Source organism: Thermoanaerobacterium thermosulfurigenes (genome assembly GCF_051201035.1).
Lineage (GTDB): Bacteria > Bacillota > Thermoanaerobacteria > Thermoanaerobacterales > Thermoanaerobacteraceae > Thermoanaerobacterium > Thermoanaerobacterium thermosulfurigenes.
Window position 1 is genome coordinate 80,273 of the sequence record NZ_JBPODR010000007.1, and the last position, 18,443, is coordinate 98,715.

23 protein-coding genes are annotated in these 18,443 nt (G+C 31.5%); all 23 read left to right on the forward strand.

What is annotated here, in order from left to right; translation table 11 throughout:
* Positions 1-19: 19 nt before the first annotated feature.
* The 23 genes from HNR52_RS04185 (at position 20) to HNR52_RS04295 (ending at position 18,368) form a co-directional block, all read left to right on the forward strand.
* Entirely contained in the window at positions 20-790 is a 771-nt protein-coding gene (locus HNR52_RS04185; protein ID WP_435619779.1) for an MraY family glycosyltransferase, read from the forward strand.
* A gap of 2 nt (positions 791-792) precedes the next feature.
* The gene (locus HNR52_RS04190; protein ID WP_013787976.1) at positions 793-1,869 is read left to right on the forward strand and encodes a DUF3866 family protein; all 1,077 of its coding nucleotides are present in this window, start codon (positions 793-795) and stop codon (positions 1,867-1,869) included.
* Between the two features lie 172 nt (positions 1,870-2,041).
* Positions 2,042-2,566, forward strand: coding sequence for an NUDIX hydrolase (locus HNR52_RS04195; protein WP_013787977.1), 525 nt, complete (start codon positions 2,042-2,044; stop codon positions 2,564-2,566).
* Positions 2,567-2,579: 13 nt separating this feature from the next.
* Positions 2,580-3,746 (forward strand): endonuclease Q family protein, encoded by a 1,167-nt coding sequence (locus tag HNR52_RS04200; protein ID WP_013787978.1) that lies wholly within the window; start codon positions 2,580-2,582, stop codon positions 3,744-3,746.
* Between the two features lie 68 nt (positions 3,747-3,814).
* Positions 3,815-4,441, forward strand: coding sequence for a stage II sporulation protein M (gene spoIIM, locus HNR52_RS04205; protein WP_013787979.1), 627 nt, complete (start codon positions 3,815-3,817; stop codon positions 4,439-4,441).
* A gap of 66 nt (positions 4,442-4,507) precedes the next feature.
* A complete protein-coding gene (locus HNR52_RS04210; protein WP_013787980.1) occupies positions 4,508-5,374 on the forward strand; it encodes a site-specific tyrosine recombinase in 867 nt (288 codons plus the stop codon).
* A gap of 57 nt (positions 5,375-5,431) precedes the next feature.
* Complete coding sequence (locus HNR52_RS04215; RefSeq protein ID WP_013787981.1) at positions 5,432-6,586, forward strand: D-alanyl-D-alanine carboxypeptidase family protein; 1,155 nt, start codon at positions 5,432-5,434, stop codon at positions 6,584-6,586.
* A gap of 97 nt (positions 6,587-6,683) precedes the next feature.
* Positions 6,684-7,028, forward strand: a complete 345-nt coding sequence (gene spoIIAA, locus HNR52_RS04220; protein ID WP_013787982.1) for an anti-sigma F factor antagonist — start codon at positions 6,684-6,686, stop codon at positions 7,026-7,028.
* Positions 7,029-7,460, forward strand: coding sequence for an anti-sigma F factor (spoIIAB, locus tag HNR52_RS04225; RefSeq protein ID WP_013787983.1), 432 nt, complete (start codon positions 7,029-7,031; stop codon positions 7,458-7,460).
* Positions 7,461-7,469: 9 nt separating this feature from the next.
* Positions 7,470-8,213, forward strand: coding sequence for an RNA polymerase sporulation sigma factor SigF (sigF, locus tag HNR52_RS04230; protein ID WP_013787984.1), 744 nt, complete (start codon positions 7,470-7,472; stop codon positions 8,211-8,213).
* Positions 8,214-8,409: 196 nt separating this feature from the next.
* Positions 8,410-8,613, forward strand: coding sequence for a dodecin family protein (locus tag HNR52_RS04235; RefSeq protein WP_014758761.1), 204 nt, complete (start codon positions 8,410-8,412; stop codon positions 8,611-8,613).
* 56 nt (positions 8,614-8,669) lie between these two features.
* A complete protein-coding gene (spoVAC, locus tag HNR52_RS04240; protein WP_013787987.1) occupies positions 8,670-9,119 on the forward strand; it encodes a stage V sporulation protein AC in 450 nt (149 codons plus the stop codon).
* Positions 9,120-9,124: 5 nt separating this feature from the next.
* On the forward strand, positions 9,125-10,138 hold the full coding sequence (gene spoVAD, locus HNR52_RS04245) for a stage V sporulation protein AD (RefSeq protein ID WP_435619780.1): 1,014 nt from the start codon (positions 9,125-9,127) through the stop codon (positions 10,136-10,138).
* A 15-nt stretch (positions 10,139-10,153) separates the two neighbouring features.
* Positions 10,154-10,510, forward strand: a complete 357-nt coding sequence (gene spoVAE, locus HNR52_RS04250; RefSeq protein WP_013787989.1) for a stage V sporulation protein AE — start codon at positions 10,154-10,156, stop codon at positions 10,508-10,510.
* Positions 10,511-10,640: 130 nt separating this feature from the next.
* Complete coding sequence (locus HNR52_RS04255) at positions 10,641-11,792, forward strand: CCA tRNA nucleotidyltransferase (protein WP_435619781.1); 1,152 nt, start codon at positions 10,641-10,643, stop codon at positions 11,790-11,792.
* A gap of 47 nt (positions 11,793-11,839) precedes the next feature.
* Positions 11,840-12,403 (forward strand): site-2 protease family protein, encoded by a 564-nt coding sequence (locus HNR52_RS04260; protein WP_049781481.1) that lies wholly within the window; start codon positions 11,840-11,842, stop codon positions 12,401-12,403.
* A complete protein-coding gene (locus HNR52_RS04265; RefSeq protein WP_013787992.1) occupies positions 12,403-13,113 on the forward strand; it encodes a segregation and condensation protein A in 711 nt (236 codons plus the stop codon). The genes HNR52_RS04260 and HNR52_RS04265 overlap by 1 nt, the downstream gene beginning before the upstream one ends.
* A gap of 4 nt (positions 13,114-13,117) precedes the next feature.
* Positions 13,118-13,624 carry an SMC-Scp complex subunit ScpB gene (gene scpB / locus HNR52_RS04270; RefSeq protein WP_013787993.1) on the forward strand — a complete coding sequence of 169 codons (507 nt, stop codon included), beginning with the start codon at positions 13,118-13,120 and terminating at the stop codon, positions 13,622-13,624.
* A 47-nt stretch (positions 13,625-13,671) separates the two neighbouring features.
* Positions 13,672-14,379, forward strand: a complete 708-nt coding sequence (locus HNR52_RS04275; RefSeq protein WP_435619782.1) for a DUF2953 domain-containing protein — start codon at positions 13,672-13,674, stop codon at positions 14,377-14,379.
* A 6-nt stretch (positions 14,380-14,385) separates the two neighbouring features.
* A complete protein-coding gene (gene ytfJ / locus HNR52_RS04280) occupies positions 14,386-14,832 on the forward strand; it encodes a GerW family sporulation protein (RefSeq protein ID WP_013787995.1) in 447 nt (148 codons plus the stop codon).
* A gap of 57 nt (positions 14,833-14,889) precedes the next feature.
* Positions 14,890-16,035: a D-alanyl-D-alanine carboxypeptidase family protein gene (locus HNR52_RS04285; RefSeq protein WP_013787996.1), complete on the forward strand. Its 1,146-nt coding sequence runs from the start codon at positions 14,890-14,892 to the stop codon at positions 16,033-16,035.
* 91 nt (positions 16,036-16,126) lie between these two features.
* Positions 16,127-17,092, forward strand: a complete 966-nt coding sequence (locus HNR52_RS04290) for a sulfide/dihydroorotate dehydrogenase-like FAD/NAD-binding protein (RefSeq protein ID WP_195890952.1) — start codon at positions 16,127-16,129, stop codon at positions 17,090-17,092.
* Positions 17,085-18,368, forward strand: coding sequence for an FAD-dependent oxidoreductase (locus HNR52_RS04295; protein WP_013787998.1), 1,284 nt, complete (start codon positions 17,085-17,087; stop codon positions 18,366-18,368). The genes HNR52_RS04290 and HNR52_RS04295 overlap by 8 nt, the downstream gene beginning before the upstream one ends.
* Positions 18,369-18,443: the final 75 nt, after the last annotated feature.

An 18,443-nucleotide genomic window follows, 5' to 3' on the forward strand; every position in this document is an offset into this window, starting at 1 on the left:
TATCATATCTTTTTTGTTGATGATAGTAATTCAAAAATTTATAATTCAGATATTAGACAAAGATGTGTGCCTAAAGCCTAATTATAAAAATGTTTTGATTCCAGTATGTGGTGGAATAGCTTTTGTTCCAACTATTTTTATTGCAGCGATTGTTTCCAAGTTTCTTGGGATTTCTGATGAAATGACACCGATTTTTTTGGTTTCCATTATATTGATGTCTTATGTAGGTTTAATCGATGATATATTAGGTGATAGAAGTGTCAGAGGATTAAAAGGTCATATTAAATCACTTCTGAACATGAAATTGACAACAGGAGGTTTAAAAGCGGTAATAGGCGTTATAGTATCGTTTTATATAAGCATAAATATCAGCAATAGATTAGTTGATATAATAGTCAACACAATATTGATATCTTTATTTACTAATTTTTTGAATTTGCTTGATTTAAGACCTGGAAGAGCTTGCAAAGCGTTCTTTTTTATAGCCATAATTTTCTTGTTAGCAGGTACTGGAAACTTTTTAATCTTACTGATTGTTTTGGGTGCTGTAATTGCTTTTGTGCCACTGGATTTAAAAGCAAAAATTATGTTAGGTGATACTGGTTCTAATATTCTTGGTCTTACGTTAGGAATATCAAGTGTTTTGTTGTTTAATTTTAATATAAAGTTAATTATTTTGGCATTTTTAATTTTAATTCATATTATTACTGAAAAATATTCATTGTCTAAAATAATAGAAAAAAATAAGTTTTTGAATTATTTAGACATGATTGGCAGAGGACGTGATTAGTTGTGATTTCAATTAAAAAAGGGATTGTAAAAAAGATTATATCAGAAAAGGCCGATATATGCTTTGTAGAAATTGACATAGAAGGAATTGTTTCAAAGGCGGTAAATTATAATAAAATTACAGGTATAATAAACGTGGATGATGTGGTTTATGTAAATCAAACGGCTAAAAACTTGCAATTGGGTACGGGTGGATATGACTTTGTCATATTGAATACAAGATATGATTCATTTGAATATAAGAACATAGGGCATATAATGAAAATGCGCTATTCTCCTATGCAAATTAATGTGCTTTCGGTAGAAGAACTAGATAGTCCATACCATGATATTTTTAATAATTTTAAAGGGTTGAACAGCATGCCTGTGATAGTAGCTGAACTCCACAGCATGTTGGCTCCTACTGCAATAATGCTAAAGAAATTAAAACCATCGGTTAAAATTTCATATATAATGACTGATTCTGCTTGTCTTCCTATATCTTTCAGCAATACTGTCCATTATCTAAAAGAGAATAATTTTATCGATACCACAATTACTATTGGACATGCTTTTGGAGGGGATTTTGAGTCTGTTAATATTTATTCGGCATTGATATGTGCAAAGGAAGTAGCCAAAAGCGATATCGCAATTGTGGCTATGGGACCAGGCATAGTTGGGACAGGAACAAAATACGGATTTTCAGGCATAGATCAAGCTTCAATTATAGATGCAATAAACAAAATAAAGGGCAATCCTATATTGATACCTAGAATTAGTTTTAATGATGCAAGAGAAAGACACAACGGTATAAGCCATCATACTGTTACAGTAGCAGAACTTGTAAATAGTACATGCACTATTGTAGTCCCAAAACTGAAACATGAGAAAGAGATGCTTCTCAAAAAGCAATTGGGAAATAACGCATTTGATAAAATGAATAAATACTTTGTTGATGTTGAAAAATATAGAAAGCTATTGCACAATGTAAAAGATATTAAATTCACTACTATGGGAAGAGGACTTGATGAAGAAAGCGAATTTTTTGATGCTTGTATTGCTGCAGCAGTTTATTGTTCGGATCTTTTGATTGTTGATTAACTCATAAAACGTTTTGTACTTAGAAGAAAGTTCATTTAAAAGCTTTAAGAGTTCACAAAATTTACCCTTAAAATAAATTTTGTTTTCGTATATAATCATTATACTCATCTCCTTTGATGTTATCTTATGCAAGTTAAGTAAAAAATATACTAATCAGAAAGGATTGTATAAAATGGAGCTAACCGAAGTAACAAAGAATTCAAATATCATATTTTCTGGCAAGATAATAAACTTGAGAGTAGATGATGTTGTTTTGCCAAACGGAAAGATAACAACAAGAGAAATTGTTGAACACAATGGTGGTGTTTCAATATTAGCAATAAACAAAAGCGGAAAAATAGTCATGGTTGAACAGTACAGAAAACCTGCAGAGAAGATGCTATTGGAGATACCTGCAGGAAAATTAAATGTGGGAGAGGAGCCTATAGAGTGTGCAAAAAGAGAGCTAATGGAGGAAACAGGGTATATAGCGAAAGAGCTTAAACACTTGTTTACATTTTATCCATCTCCTGGTTTTTCTACAGAAATTTTACATTTATTTTTTGCGGACGATTTAGAAAAAGGCACATCAAATACAGATCCAGATGAATTTTTGAACGTTCATGAGTATACAGTCGATGAGATAAGGGATATGATGCAAAAAGGATTGATTGAAGATGCAAAAACACTTATTGCGTTATTGTATTATATAAGGTGAAAAGGGGTTTAAGATGTACTATAATGTAGATTTACACGTTCACATAGGAAGGACGAGGAATGGCAGACCTGTTAAGATCACCGCTTCACCAAATCTAACAGTCGAAAATATATTAAATAAATGTATTGAGAAAGGCATAGATATTGTAGGAATTGTTGATTGTGCTGCTCCAGAAATTTTAGATGAAATAGAGCAACTGCTTAAAACTGAATATGGATTGTATGAAGAACTTGAAGGTGGAGGAATTTTATTTAAGCAAAAGGTATTATTGCTGTTAGTAAGTGAGATAGAGGTGGGTGGTGAATTGCGCGGTTCACCACACTTATTGTGTTTTTTGAAAGATATAAAATCCATGAGGAAGTTTTCTGAAGCCTTATCTAAACATGTTAATAATGTAAATTTAAGTACACAAAGATGCAGCTTAAATAGCGTGGAAATATTGAAGATTGTAGAAGACTTAGATGGATTTGTTGTACCTGCTCACATATTTACGCCATATAAAAGTTATTATGGAAATACTGCAGATAGGTTAAATTATATATTTAATGAATATTTTGAAAATGTCAATGCGGTAGAACTTGGATTAAGCTCTGATACTTTTTTGGCAGATATGATAAGTGAATTAAGAGGCAAAACTTTTTTAAGCAATTCTGATGCTCATTCGCTACAAAAAATTGGTAGAGAATTTAACGTATTTGATTTGCCTAAACCTGATTTTACAAGCTTAAAAGCTGCATTAAAATCCATGAAAGGAGTCATAAGAAATTATGGACTAAATCCTGCATTAGGCAAATATCATAGAACATTTTGTCTTGATTGCAATAAAGTTGCTAATGTAGATCCGCCAGCGCATAAGTGTGCTTATTGCAATAGCAAGAACATAGTATTTGGGGTTTTAGACAGAATATATGAGATAAAAGATCAAGAGATGCTACACCCGCCATTTAGAGCTGAATATGTATATCAGATTCCATTGGAATTTTTGCCTGGCATCGGTCCAAAAACAATTAGGAAGCTTATGAGAGAAGTTGGAAGCGAAATATACGTCACACATGAAGCGCCTTTTGAACAATTAAAAAATTCAGTTGGCGAAAAAATAGCAAAAAATATTTTAGATGCAAGATATGGCAATCTAAAAATTGAAACAGGAGGCGGCGGTATCTACGGGAAAATAATTTGAGGCAGTCATAATGTCTTTCTCCATGGCATAAATTAAAATATAATTTGAGGCAGGAGGAGGACGTTGCCTTGAAATATTTAAAAGAAAAGACATCTAAACACATTCGAGACAATTCGATATTATATATAATAATTTTAATGTCATTTATGATTGGTATAGCATCTGGTTCTTTTACAATAAATACATTAAATGATGTACAAAAAGAAAATATGATGAAATACATTAAAAATTTTTACGTAATAATTAGCCAGATGAAAATAGTTCCAATTGAAATATTTAAACAATCTGTTTTAAATAATTTTGAAACGACGTTTGTATTGTGGCTTCTTGGAGCAACAATTATTGGAATTCCATTTATATTTATTGTTATTGGCATAAGAGGATTTTTATTAGGTTTTTCAGTTGGTTTTCTGATAAACCAATTGAAATACAAAGGAATTCTCTTTACGTTGGTTGCTATATTGCCTCAGAATATTCTTGCTTTAATTTCATTATTTTTTATTTCAGCAACGGCTATCAATTTTTCGATGTATATATTAAAAAACCGAAGATTCAATATTAATGATTTATTTTCTCAATTTGTAACATATACTTTATTGGTTTATTTTGCATTTTCGCTGATGATACTTAGCGGGGTATTTGAAGCATATCTTACACCTAAAATACTTTATTTTTTAAAAAATATTATACAATAAGCAAGAAGGAAAAATAAAAAATATGTTGAATATAAAGATATAACTAAAATAATAGGGGTAATGCAGATGGGAAGCATTGTACAAGCTTTTATTGACTTTTTGAAAAATGAGAAAAAGCTAAGCGATAATACGGTTGAATCTTATAAAAGAGATATAACGCAGTTTATAGGGTACTTAAAGGAAAACAATATCGAATATTATGATGTTAATAAAATAACAATTATTAGCTATTTAAATTTTTTAAAACATAAAAATATGTCACAATCAACTATTTCTCGTCATTTATCATCCATAAAATCTTTTTATCAATACTTATTTATGAACAAGTTTATTGATAAAGAACCAGCGTATACTTTAGATGCACCAAAAATAGAGAAAAAGGTTCCTCTAACATTATCAGTGGAACAGGTTGACAAGCTTTTATCTCATGAATTTGAGAATAGTGAAAAAGGATTGAGAGATAAAGCGATATTGGAGGTCTTGTATGCAACCGGCCTCAAAGTGTCAGAGCTGATATCTCTGCATATAAAAGACGTCAATCTCAATTATGGTTATATTTATTGCAAAAGCTCAAAAGAAAGATTTATACCAATTGGGGATTCAGCTTTAAATGCGCTTCAAAACTACATCTCTGTAAGAAGAAAAATAGATCAGGATGAATTCCTGTTTTTAAATTTGAGAGGTGAACCGTTAACTCGCCAGGGATGTTGGAAAATCATTAAAGAATACACTAATATAGTAAATCCAGGATTTGACATAACACCAAGTATATTGAGAAAATCTTTTGCAAAGCACATGTTGGAAAATGGAGCTGATATAAGAAGTGTACAGGAAATTCTTGGATACAAATCTTTTAATCAAGGTGATTTGATTTCATTAATTTCAAAATCGAAAATAAAAGAAGTGTACAAAAGATCGCATCCAAGAGCTTAAAAATTTAGGAATAATAATCCCTCCATTAGAAAAAATAATTTTAAGAGGAGGGATAAAATGTTGAAAAAAACATTATTATTTACATTGATATTTGTGCTTATATGTTCAGTGCTATTAGAAAATTTTGCATATGCTGATAATTTTAATCTCAAGTCAAAATCTGCAATTCTTATGGACGCTAATACAGGTAAAGTTCTATATGAAAAAAATAGCCATGAAGAGCTACCTCCTGCCAGTGTTACGAAAGTAATGACCATGCTTTTAGTTATTGAAGCATTGGATTCTGGTAAAATTAAGACTACTGACAAAGTTGTGACAAGCGAACATGCTTATGATATGGGTGGTACACAAATTTATTTAGAGGTTGGCGAAGAAATGACTGTAGATGATCTGTTGAAATCTGTCGCAATGAATTCTGCAAATGATGCTTCAGTCGCGTTGGCTGAATATATTTCAGGTAGTGAAGAAAAATTTGTAGAAGAAATGAACAAAAGAGCCAAAGAACTAGGTGCCAAAAATACAAATTTTAAGAATGCTTCGGGGTTACCTGAAGATGGACACTATACCTCGGTTTATGATATGGCGCTAATATCCAGAGAACTTGTTAAACATAAAAATGTATTTAAATATTTAACTGATAAAATTGATTCTGTTAGAAATGGTAAATTCAGCTTGGCTAATACTAATAAGCTTCTCTGGAATTATCAAGGCGCAGATGGAATAAAAACAGGATCTACTTCAGAAGCATTGTACTGTTTATCTGCGACTGCCAAAAGAGGCGATACAAGGTTTATAGCAGTGGTATTCGGAGCACCAGATTCCGCTACTCGTTTCAAAGAAGCTTCAAAATTATTAGATTATGGTTTTGCTAATTTTGAAACAAAAAAAGTTGTTGAAGCAGGCAAAGTATATGGTAATATAAAAGTTTTAAAAGGCCAACAAGATTACGTAAATGCTATTTCCCAAAATGATGAATATATTTTATTGAAAAAAGGTGAATCTAAGAATATAAAGCAAATAGTAAGCTTAAATAAATATGTTGATGCACCTGTGAAAGCAGGTTCAGAAATAGGAACAGTGAAAATATACGACGGAAATAATCTTATAAAGACAGTATCGTTAATAGCTGATAAAAGTGTTAAAAGAACAAATTTAATAAATACTTTTGAAAAAATCTATAAATCGTGGGTAAAAAATACTAAAAGCTTATAAGCTTTTAGTATTTTTTTAAAAATTTTTATAGAAAAAAATTACAAATAAGGAGGAAATTGAGCTATGATGTAGAATAATATATTATGGAGGGATGAATATGGGAATAAAATTTGTAGAAAAAAATGACACCTTAATAGTAAAGATAAAAGGGGAATTGGATCATCATACATCGGATCTTTTTAAAGATGCTATAAATACGGAATACCAGAAAGGATTTAAAAATATTATTTTGGATTTTGAAAAATTGAATTTTATGGATAGTTCCGGCATTGGAATGATTCTTGGAAGGTATAAAATGGCTAAAGATAATGATGGTAAATTGGCAATTGTAGGTGCTAATTCTCAACTTTTAAAAGTCATTGAGTTGTCAGGAATTTTAAGGATAATAAATTGCTATGATACAATAGAAGAAGCCATTAAAAACATGCAAAGGGGGATATAAATGAGTTATTCAAATAAAATGGAATTGAAATTTTTAAGCAAGTCTCAAAATGAGTCTTTTGCACGGACCGTTATTGCTGCTTTTGCAGCTCAATTAGATCCAACTGTAGAGGAAATAGCAGATATCAAGACAGCAGTATCTGAAGCTGTTACAAATTCTATAATTCACGGTTATGAAGGTAAAATTGATTATATAATGTTAAAAGCAGAGATAGAAGGGAACAAGTTAACAGTCGAAGTTATTGACAATGGTGTTGGAATAGAGGACATTGAAAAAGCGATGGAACCTTTATATACTACAAAACCTGATGAAGATAGATCAGGAATGGGCTTTACTGTTATGCAGACTTTTATGGATGAATTGGTTGTTGAATCTGAAAAAGGAAAAGGTACTAAGGTTAGAATGACCAAATACATCAATTCAGGTAAATGAGGTGCTGCTATGATTGATAAAGATAATGAAAGGAATGAAGATGTAAATGAACTTATAAGAAAATCTAAAAATAATGACAAGTCTTCAATGGAGAAGTTGCTGAAAGAAAATAGCGGCCTTATTTGGAGTATAGTGAAGAAATTTTCTTACAGAGGATATGAGGCAGAAGATCTTTATCAGATTGGGTGTATAGGATTTGTAAAAGCCATTAATAAGTTTGATGAATCCTATAATGTGAAATTATCCACGTATGCAGTACCAATCATAATAGGTGAGATAAAAAGGTTTTTGAGAGATGATGGACTTATTAAAGTTAGCCGATCATTAAAAGAATTGTCAAATAAAGCCTATTTTATGAAAGACAAATTGGAAAAGGAATTAAATAGAGAACCGACAATTCAAGAAATTGCATCAAAGCTTGATGTTTCAGCAGAAGAAGTTGCGATGGCGTTTGAATCTACTGCCACTGCTGAATATCTATATGATAATTCTCAGCACAATGAAGATGATAATTTACTTTTGATAGAAAAGATAGGAATCGATGAACAAGAATATGAAATTGAAGATAAGTTGGCTTTAAGAATGGTTTTAAAAAACTTAAATTCTCGTGAAAGACAGATAATCGTTTTGCGGTATTTTAAAGATATGACACAGACAGAGGTATCGAAAATCTTAGGCATATCACAAGTGCAAGTATCAAGAATTGAAAAGAAAGTTTTAAAAAAACTAAAAGAACAGTTACAAGAAGTGTAAAGTTATTTGCACTTCTTTTTGTATGAAAAAAACATATTGTCACATAATATTACTGTATCGAGGTGTTACAAATGAGAAAGCTTATTATAATTTTCTCAATAATTATATTTACTTTATCTGTCATTTACTTTTTAAAATATAGCACTAAAAAAATACCTGATAGTGCTGTACTTGTTTATTTAAAGGAGGAGTTAAAATGGCTGTAGTTAAAATTTTAAATGTCGTCGGAGATTCTACTAAAAGTTGGGACGATGCTATACAAAACGCGGTAGCAGAAGCAGCAAAAACTGTAAACAATATATCGGGAATAGAAGTATTAAATCAAACTGCTAACGTAAAAGACGGTAAAATTGTTGAATACAAAGCAAATATTCAAATAGCATTTAGAGTAGATAGATAAAAAGTGGGCAACCATAATAGGTGCCCACTATATATCGATTTTATGGAGGCATTAAAATGGAAAAGGATATAAAGAAACAACAAGAATACAAGGATATTGCACAGAAATATGAGCCGAAGCCTACTCTTTTAAAAAATGTTTTATGGGCTTTTGTGGTAGGTGGATTAATATGTGATGTTGGCCAATTTTTTTTAAATTTGTTTATTAATCGAGGAATGACTGCCGAACAAGCCGGAACACCAGTTGCAATCATAATGGTTTTTTTAGGCTCATTTTTAACTGGAATTGGTATTTACGATGACATTGGACGATTTGCAGGAGCTGGTTCTGTTGTGCCTATAACTGGTTTTGCTAATTCTATTGTTTCACCAGCTATGGAATTTAAAAGAGAAGGATTTGTTTTTGGAGTGGCTTCCAGAATGTTTAACATAGCAGGTCCAGTTATAGTTTACGGAGTTGGTACCTCTATTATCGTAGGGCTTATATACTATTTTCTAAAAGGGTGATTACTATGGCAATAAAAAAAATGGGATCGCAAACCGTTAAATTTGCAAATCCACCTTCTATTATATCATCTGGCACAATAGTTGGACCAAAAGAAGGACAAGGACCTTTAAAAGATTATTTTGATATGATTTTGACTGATGATACTTACGGTGAAAAAAGCTGGGAAAAAGCTGAATGCAAAATGTTTCAAGACTCTGTAAATTTAGCCCTTAAAAAAGCAAGTTTAAATATTTCAGACATTGATTATTTGATAGGTGGAGATCTTTTAAATCAAATAATTACTTCTAGTTTTGCTGCTAGACAATTTAATGTACCTACATTTGGATTATATGGAGCTTGTTCTACAATGGCTGAAGGATTGTCAATAGCTTCTATGTTAATAGATGGAGGATTTGCAGATTATATTATTGTTACAACATCTAGTCATTTTTCTACTGCTGAAAGACAATACAGATTTCCATTAGAGCAAGGTGTCCAAAGGCCATTTACATCTCAGTGGACGGTGACAGGATCAGGTTCATCATTGTTGTCATCCAATGGCACAGGTCCATATATAACGCACGTTACAACAGGAAAAGTTGTTGATTTAGGAATGAAAGATGCAAACAATATGGGTGCTGCTATGGCGCCTGCTGCAGCAGATACAATTTTGACACATTTTAATGATACAGGTTTTACAATAAACGATTATGATTTAATAATAACTGGAGACATGGCAAGAGTTGGGAAAAGCATCCTGATAGAGTTGCTTAATAAAGAGGGTATGAATATTGAAGATAAATATAAAGATTGTGGAATAGAAATATACGATGAATCACAAGATGTGCATTCGGGGGGAAGTGGAGCAGGGTGCTCTGCAGTAGTTTTAAATGGTTGGTTGCTTCAGCAGATAAAAAGCGGAATTTACAATAGGGTTTTATTTATAGCTACAGGGGCTTTGCTATCGCCGACAAGCACACAACAAGGTGAGTCAATACCAGGTATAGCTCATGCAGTTACAATTTCAAATTACACGTAGAGGAGGTTGATACAATTGGATTATTTACGTGCTTTTCTTGTAGGTGGAATAATTTGTGTGATTGCTCAAATATTAATGGACAAAACAAAGCTTACACCCGCAAGAATTTTAGTTTTGTATGTTACAGTAGGAGCTATATTAGGTGGTATAGGAATATACAAGAAAATAATAGATTTCGGAGGTGCTGGTGCAACTGTTCCGCTTCTTGGCTTTGGCAATTCTTTAGCACAAGGTACAATCAAAGCAGTAAAAAAAGATGGTATCACTGGTGCTTTTACAGGTGGACTGACGGCAACAGCAGGTGGTATTGCTGCAGCAATTTTTTTTGGTTATTTGTTTTCTATAATATTTAATCCACGTACTAAAAAATGATATTTATAGAAAAGCATAATTCATGGGATTATGCTTATTTTTTTGTACAAATATGATATAATAATTAAAGCATATTAGTGAGAAAGAGGGAGTTCTTATAGATAGAGATATACTTTTAATTTTAAAAGATATGTCGGAGAAAATTGGGGTAAATGCGTATATTGTAGGAGGATACGTAAGAGACAAATTGTTAAATTTAGAAAGTGATGACATTGATATTACGGTAGAAGGCGATGGAATAAAATTTGCTTTTATGCTCAATGAAATTTTAAATGGTGATATAGAGGTACATGACAAATTTGAAACTGCTAAAATAAAAACCAGAGATTTTGAGTTAGATATTGTATCTGCAAGAAAAGAACATTATGAACGCCCCGGAATGTTGCCAGTCGTCCAACGAGCCAGTCTTGCTGATGATATTAAAAGAAGAGATTTCACGATAAATATGCTGGCATTAGATGTAAAAACAAATCAAATCATTGATATATATAACGGTGCAGACGACATAAAAAATAAATTAATTAGAGTCGTACATGATAAAAGTTTTGTTGACGATCCAACGAGGATTTTTAGGGCAATAAGATACAGTGGAAGATTAGGTTTTAAAATAGAACAACATACTGAATGGTTGTTAAGGAAGTCTATATCTGATGGTGATATTTTTAATGTATCCACCGATAGAATTTTGAATGAAATTTATTTGATATTAAAAGAGAAGAATCCTGAACCTATAGTAAAGTTAATGAAGTATTACCAGCTTGATAAGGAATTATTTTGTGGTATAAAGATTAATACAACAAATTTGAATACAAGTCTTGAAAAAGGCAATACATTATTGTATAGATTTTTGTTGCTTTTCTATAATGCTACAAACGAAGATGCTGATTGTTTAATTAGAAAATACAATTTAAAACGTGAATATTTAAGTGGATTATCTGATATTCTCAATATAAAAATGAATATGTCTAACTTAAATGAAAATGTATCTATTTTCAATACATTAAAAGATAAGAGAATAGAAGCAATATCTGCAGTACATGCTATGGAAGACTTAAATATAAAACAAGCCATTGAAAAATATTATGATTTGGCAAAATTAAAAAGATTAGAAATAAATGGTGACGACATAAAAAGATTAGGACTTCAACCGTCGCCAATTTACAAAGAAATTTTAGATAAAATATTGATGGACAAAATTTTAGGCAAGATAAAAGATCGAGAAGATGAGATTAAAACTCTATTACATTATGTAGAAAAAGTTAAAAGAGGTGAAAAGATTTGAATGCATTATTAAGCTATTTAATTAGAATTCCGGCATTGATAATCGCAATGAGTTTTCATGAGTTTAGTCATGGATATGTAGCAGATAAATTAGGCGATCCTACGCCTAGGCAAAGCGGGAGACTTACATTAAATCCACTGGCCCACATAGATCCTTTAGGGCTAATTATGCTGTTTATTATATACTTTGGGTGGGCTAAGCCAGTACCGATAAATCCGTATTATTTTAAAGACAGAAAAAAAGGCGTTTTATATGTGGCATTGGCTGGACCACTTTCTAACGTTTTTTTGGCCATAATAACGCGAATTCTGTTGTTTTATTTTGGAAACATTCCTGTATTAGGACTTTTTTTGACTATACTCTATCAATACAATTTGGTTTTTGCTGTGTTTAATATAATTCCTATTCCACCATTAGATGGTTCAAAGGTTTTGTGGAGCATTCTTCCTCAGAAAGAAGCATATATTTATTCGCAATATGAACAATATGGACAAATTGCTTTGCTTTTGCTTCTATTTACAGGAATAATTAATTTATTTATGACTCCGCTAATGATGGGGTTAGATAAACTGATTTCTAAAATAATTTTGTTTCCGTTTGGAGTGGGATAATGTACAACATTAAAATAGAATCTTTTGAAGGACCTTTTGATCTTTTATTTCATCTTATAGAAAAAAACGAAATAGATATAAAAGATATACCGATTGCATCTGTTTTTGACCAATACATGGAATATTTAAAAGCTATGCAAGAAATGGACTTGGATATTGCAACAGAGTTTATTTTAATGGCTGCTACATTGCTTGAGATAAAGTCAAGTATGCTTTTACCAAAGCAAAATGTCGAAGGACAGCAAATGACAATGGCTGATGCAGATCCTCGAGAAGAATTGGTGGAAAAGTTGATTGAGTATAAAAAATATAAAAGTGTTGCAAATAGACTGAAAGACTTAAATACATTAGGTACTAAATTTTTTAGAGACGAGCCTGAAATAAAATATGTTGATAAATCGCTTTGCCTTAATTATTCGGCCATCGACTTAAAAAAAGCTTATGTGAAGATTCTTCAAAAGTCCAGCGACAATGTTATGCCAATTAAATATGCAAAAGATCAAATTACAATCGATGACAAAATAAAGGAGATATTAAAGAAACTAATAGTTACTCCTGTGATTAAATTTGGCGATTTCTTAAAGAATTTACGAAAGATAGAAAAAATTGTTTCGTTTGTAGCACTTTTGGAATTGATTAAGTTAAATAAAGTTGCGGCTGAGCAAAAAAATGCATTTGGAGACATAATTATAAAAAGTCTAAAGAGGTGAAATAATGGATATAGATTGCATAATAGAGTCTATACTATTTGCGGCTGGCAGACCTGTAAAGATAAAAACTTTAAGTGATGTATTGAATATATCTACAAAAGAAGTTATTGAATCTTTTAATAGATTAAAAAGCGATTATGAAAGAGAAAATAGAGGAGTAAAAGTCTTGATGATAAATGATTCAATTGTGATGTCTTCAAATGAAGTATATGCAGAATATATAAAAAAGGCATTAGGACTTGATATAAAGCAAGGATTATCCCAAGCCGCATTAGAAGTTTTGTCTATAATCGCTTATAACCAGCCTATTACAAGAATCGACATAGAAAAAATAAGAGGTGTAAAGTGCGAGAAAGCAATTAATACCTTATTAGAATTTAATTTAATTAAAGAAGATGGTAGAATAAATGCTCCAGGCCGTGCAATACTTTATTCTACAACTGATGAATTTCTGAAGTACTTTAATTTGCCTTCTTTAAAAGACTTGCCTCCATTAGACGATATTACTTAGTATTTTATTTTTATTATTGAAAACAATATATTTGAGAAGGTGAATTGATGTTTTCTCTTTATATATTATTAATTTTGCTTGTAGTAATATTTATTTTTATTTACCCTATGACTTTTAAAGTGCACTATGACAATTATGGTGTAAATTTTATTTTAAATATATACATATATATTGTTCGATTCGCTAAAATTGCCAGCCTAAACGTTAATTATAAAAGAATTGATAAAAATGATAGAGCAGAATTGTCATTAAAAATATTGGGAATTAGATTGATGAATGTAGTCGTTGATATTGTTAATTTTACTCTAAAAGACAATAGACCGGTAATAAAGTATGAAGTGCATAAAGCCTTTTTTTTAAAATTCCCAAAAAAATCAGAAAAGAGAAAAATGCTAAGTTTACATGATGTACATAGAATAATAGATTTATTTAATTCAAATAAGATTATGATTCATGAAATGAGTCAAAGCATTAAAAAATCTATAGTAATTAAAAAATTAAGATTAAATGTAGATGAGGGATTTACTGATGCAGCTTTTACATCCATTGCATATGGAATTATTAATTTTGCAATTTATACGCTAATTGTTCCTGTCTATTGCAGCATAAAATTTTTAACTAAGCCTTCTATATCTATAAACCCTCATTTTGGAGAAAATATTTTAAAAAGCGACTTTGATTGCATATTAGATTTTAGATATGGTAATATTATAGTTAATGGTATTAAATTCTTAAAAAATTTTAAACGGAGGTGATTTTGGATGAGCGATCATCCTATTGAAGGATTAATGAAGACGACTATGGAAAGTCTTAAGGAAATGATAGATGTAAATACAATCGTTGGGGATGCGGTAGAAGCTCCAGACGGAACAGTGATCATTCCAATTTCAAGGGTAACGTTTGGTTTTGCTGCTGGTGGTGGAGAGTTTCAGATGACGCAAAATAAAGACAAAGAACAAAATCAAAATAATGGACAATCAAACATGCCATTTGGCGGTGGCAGTGGTGCAGGCGTTTCTTTGCAGCCAGTTGCATTTATGGTTGTAGGGCAAGGACAGATAAGACTTTTGCCAGTAAATCAAAATGCGATGGTTGAAAGAATAATTGATTTGGCACCTAAGTTAATGGAGGAGCTTCAAAATGTTTTTAATAAAAACAAGACTTATAAAAAATCAACTCCAATAACTGTAACAAATAACATAGATTGATTTATTAGGTAACAAGCGGGTCATAATGTGAGGTATTAACTTTCAAGGAGGACAGTAATGAAGAAAATACTTGTATTAGTGCTTATTTTTACTTTCCTTATGACCCCTACAAACATAGAAGCTGAGAATTTAAAACCTCCTCAGATTGCTGCAAAAGCTGCAATTGTAATGGATCAGAAATCTGGCAGAATTCTTTTTGAAAAAAATATAAGTGAAAAACTTCCTATGGCAAGTACAACCAAAATCATGACATTGTTGTTGGCTTTAGAATACGGCAATTTAAATGATATTGTAACTGTCAGCAAAAAAGCTGCAAGTGTAGGTGGATCTTCAATATGGCTTTCGCCTGGAGAAAAAATTTCAATGATAAATTTATTGTACGGTTTGATGTTAAACTCAGGGAATGATGCTGCAACCGCAATTGCAGAACATATAAGTGGCAGTGTTGATAAGTTTGTCGAGCTTATGAATAAAAAAGCTAAAGAAATTGGAGCATATAATACAAATTTTGTTACACCTTCAGGCCTTGATATCGGAATAGACAACCATTATACAACTGCTTATGATTTAGCTTTAATTACAAGATACGCTTTTAATAATTACAATAAATTCGCTGAAATAGTATCAACAAAAGAAAAGACGATTCCTTGGGACGGAAAAGAATACGATAGGTATTTGCGAAATAAAAATAAGATGCTTTGGCAATATGAAGGAGCTGATGGAGTAAAAACAGGGTTTACTAATAAGGCTGGCAGATGTTTAGTAGCTTCGGCATCGAGAAATGGTCAAAGGCTAATATCTGTAGTATTAAACAGCGGTCCAATGTGGGAAGACACACAAAAAATTTTAGATTACTCTTTTGCAAATTATACTCCAATTAAGATCATTTCGAAAGGTCAGATGATAAAGACCATAAGTGTTGTTAGTGGCAAGGAAAAATATCTGCCGCTTGTGTATAATAGTGATTTTATATTGCCAATTTCAAAAGATGAGGAGATAAACGTTAAAATTGATTATAGCCTACCTAAATCTGTAAAAGCACCAATAGGAATTGGAGAAAAGATGGGTGTAGCTATTGTAAAATTGAATGATAATCAGATTGCGACTATCGATGTTGTTGCAGGCAAAAACATTGACAAAAGGGATTACGAGTTTAATTTTAAAACCATCATAAAGAATTGGATTGACATATTTCAATATTAAACTCCTGGTATGTACCAGGAGTTTTTTGTAACTTTTTTTTTATTTGAGAATAACATAAATATGTAAAATTTCTTTAGGAGATGGTTAAATGATCAATCACAGGCTTGAATGTATTGACATTGGTAGTGATTACTGTCCTTGCTATTTAGCAGAATTAAACGAATGTATTGTTTGTTCTCAATTGCAAGGGAAAGAATTTTGCGATTGCAATTGGAATGGCGTATGTGTATATCAAGATTTTATTTGGTCAAAAAGAAAAGCAAAAGCAAAAAGGGAAACTATTGTGGCAGATATAATTGATAAACAAAATATAAATAAAAATTTAATAATATTGACGCTATCTGTATCTAATAAAATGGCAAGAGACTTAAATGAACCTGGATCTTATGTGTTCTTAAGAGATGAGTCAAGTCCTTCTTTTTTCGACGCACCAATGTCTATAATGTACGCTGATGAAATAAGTGGAATTATAAAGATTGCTGTGCAAATTAACGGCCCTAAGACAAATTTAATCAATTCATGCGGTAAACATGTATTTTTGAGAGGCCCATATTGGAATGGATTGTTTGGACACAAATATATAAAAGGTACTAGAAATTCAAAATGCCTTGTAATATTAAGGGGTATAGCACAAGCACCTGGAGCAATAATCATAAACAAGTTATACAATAACAACAATGAAATAACTGTTATAATTGATAAGGGTAAAGTTGAAGAGTTTTTTATTTGGCAGTATATTAATAACTTTAATTTAAAGATAATTACGACAGATCTTTTAAGTAACGATGGGCAAGATGTTTTAAAAAATGCAATTGCAGACAAGGATATTAAATTAATTTACAGTGGAGGTTCTGATGAACAACATCTAAATATTTTAAATTATTTAGATTTACTTGATAGCAAAGCTTATTTTGCTGTATCAAACAATAATACAATATGCTGTGGAGAAGGTATTTGCGGCAGTTGTGAAGTCCAAATTGATGGGCAAAAAATAAGGTCATGTAAAGTTCAATTAGATGTTAGAAAGACAATTGAAAGGAGAGTATTACATGGTTAAGGTTGTTGTTATTGGCGGTGGTTGGGCAGGATGTGCAGCAGCTCTTACGGCAAAAAAAGCAGGTGCTGAAGTCGTATTGCTTGAAAAAACAGATATGTTGTTAGGTTGTGGTTTAGTAGGAGGAATAATGCGAAATAATGGCAGGTTTACTGCTGCAGAAGAAATAAAATATTTAGGTGGATATGAATTAATTGAAATAACTGATATGTGTGCAAGACATAGAAATATTGAATTTCCAGGTCATAAACACGCTAATCTGTACGATATAACTAAGGTTGAGCCTGAAATAAGAAAAATGCTATTAAATAAAGGGATTAAAATTAAATTTATATCTAGAGCGGCAGATGTAATAATGGAAGACAAGACAAAAATCAAAGGTATTGTTTTAGACGATGAATCAGTTGAATATGGCGATGTATTTATAGAGACTACCGGCTCAACAGGGCCTATGGGAAATTGTTTAAGATACGGCAATGGTTGTTCAATGTGTATACTAAGATGTCCATCTTTTGGACCAAGGATAAGCATAAGTTACCGAGCAGGTGTCGAGGATATTTTAGGAATGAGATCTGATGAAGTTTATGGTGCCTTTAGTGGGTCTTGTAAGTTGAATAAGGATTCATTAAGCGATGAAATCAGAGAGAAACTTGATAAAGAAGGAGTTGTTGTGTTGCCAGTTCCTGAAGAAGATGTAAACATGGATAAACTAAATATAAAAGTATGCCAACAATATGCCCTTCCAGAATATGCAAAGAATGTTATATTACTTGATACTGGCCATGCTAAGCTGATGACACCATTTTACCCTTTAGAAAAATTAAGAAAAATTCCAGGACTTGAAAGAGCCAGGTATGAAGATCCATATTCTGGAGGAAAGGCCAATTCAATTAGATATCTCTCTATTGCTCCTAGGAACAATGGAATGAAAGTAAAAGGTCTTGACAATTTGCTTTGCGCGGGAGAAAAATCAGGGCTTTTTACTGGACATACAGAAGCCATGACTACTGGATGTCTGGCAGGGCACAATAGTGTTAGGCTGTCATTAGGAATGCCGCTTTTAGAATTGCCAAGAAATTTAGCATCTGGAGACCTTATCGCATATGAAAATGAATGTATAGAAACAAAAGAAGGATTGAAAAATCGATATACGTTTGCAGGCGGGGTATATTTTGAGAGAATGAAATCATTAGGGTTGTATACTATAAATACTGATGCGATTAGAGAAAAGATAGAAAGAGATAATCTTATGGGAATATATAATGAAAAATTGGTTTAGGCAAGTCTAAAGCTTGCCTAAAGTATTGTCTTTTGTATCAAAAAATGTTATATTATATGCGGTGTGTTGGGTGTA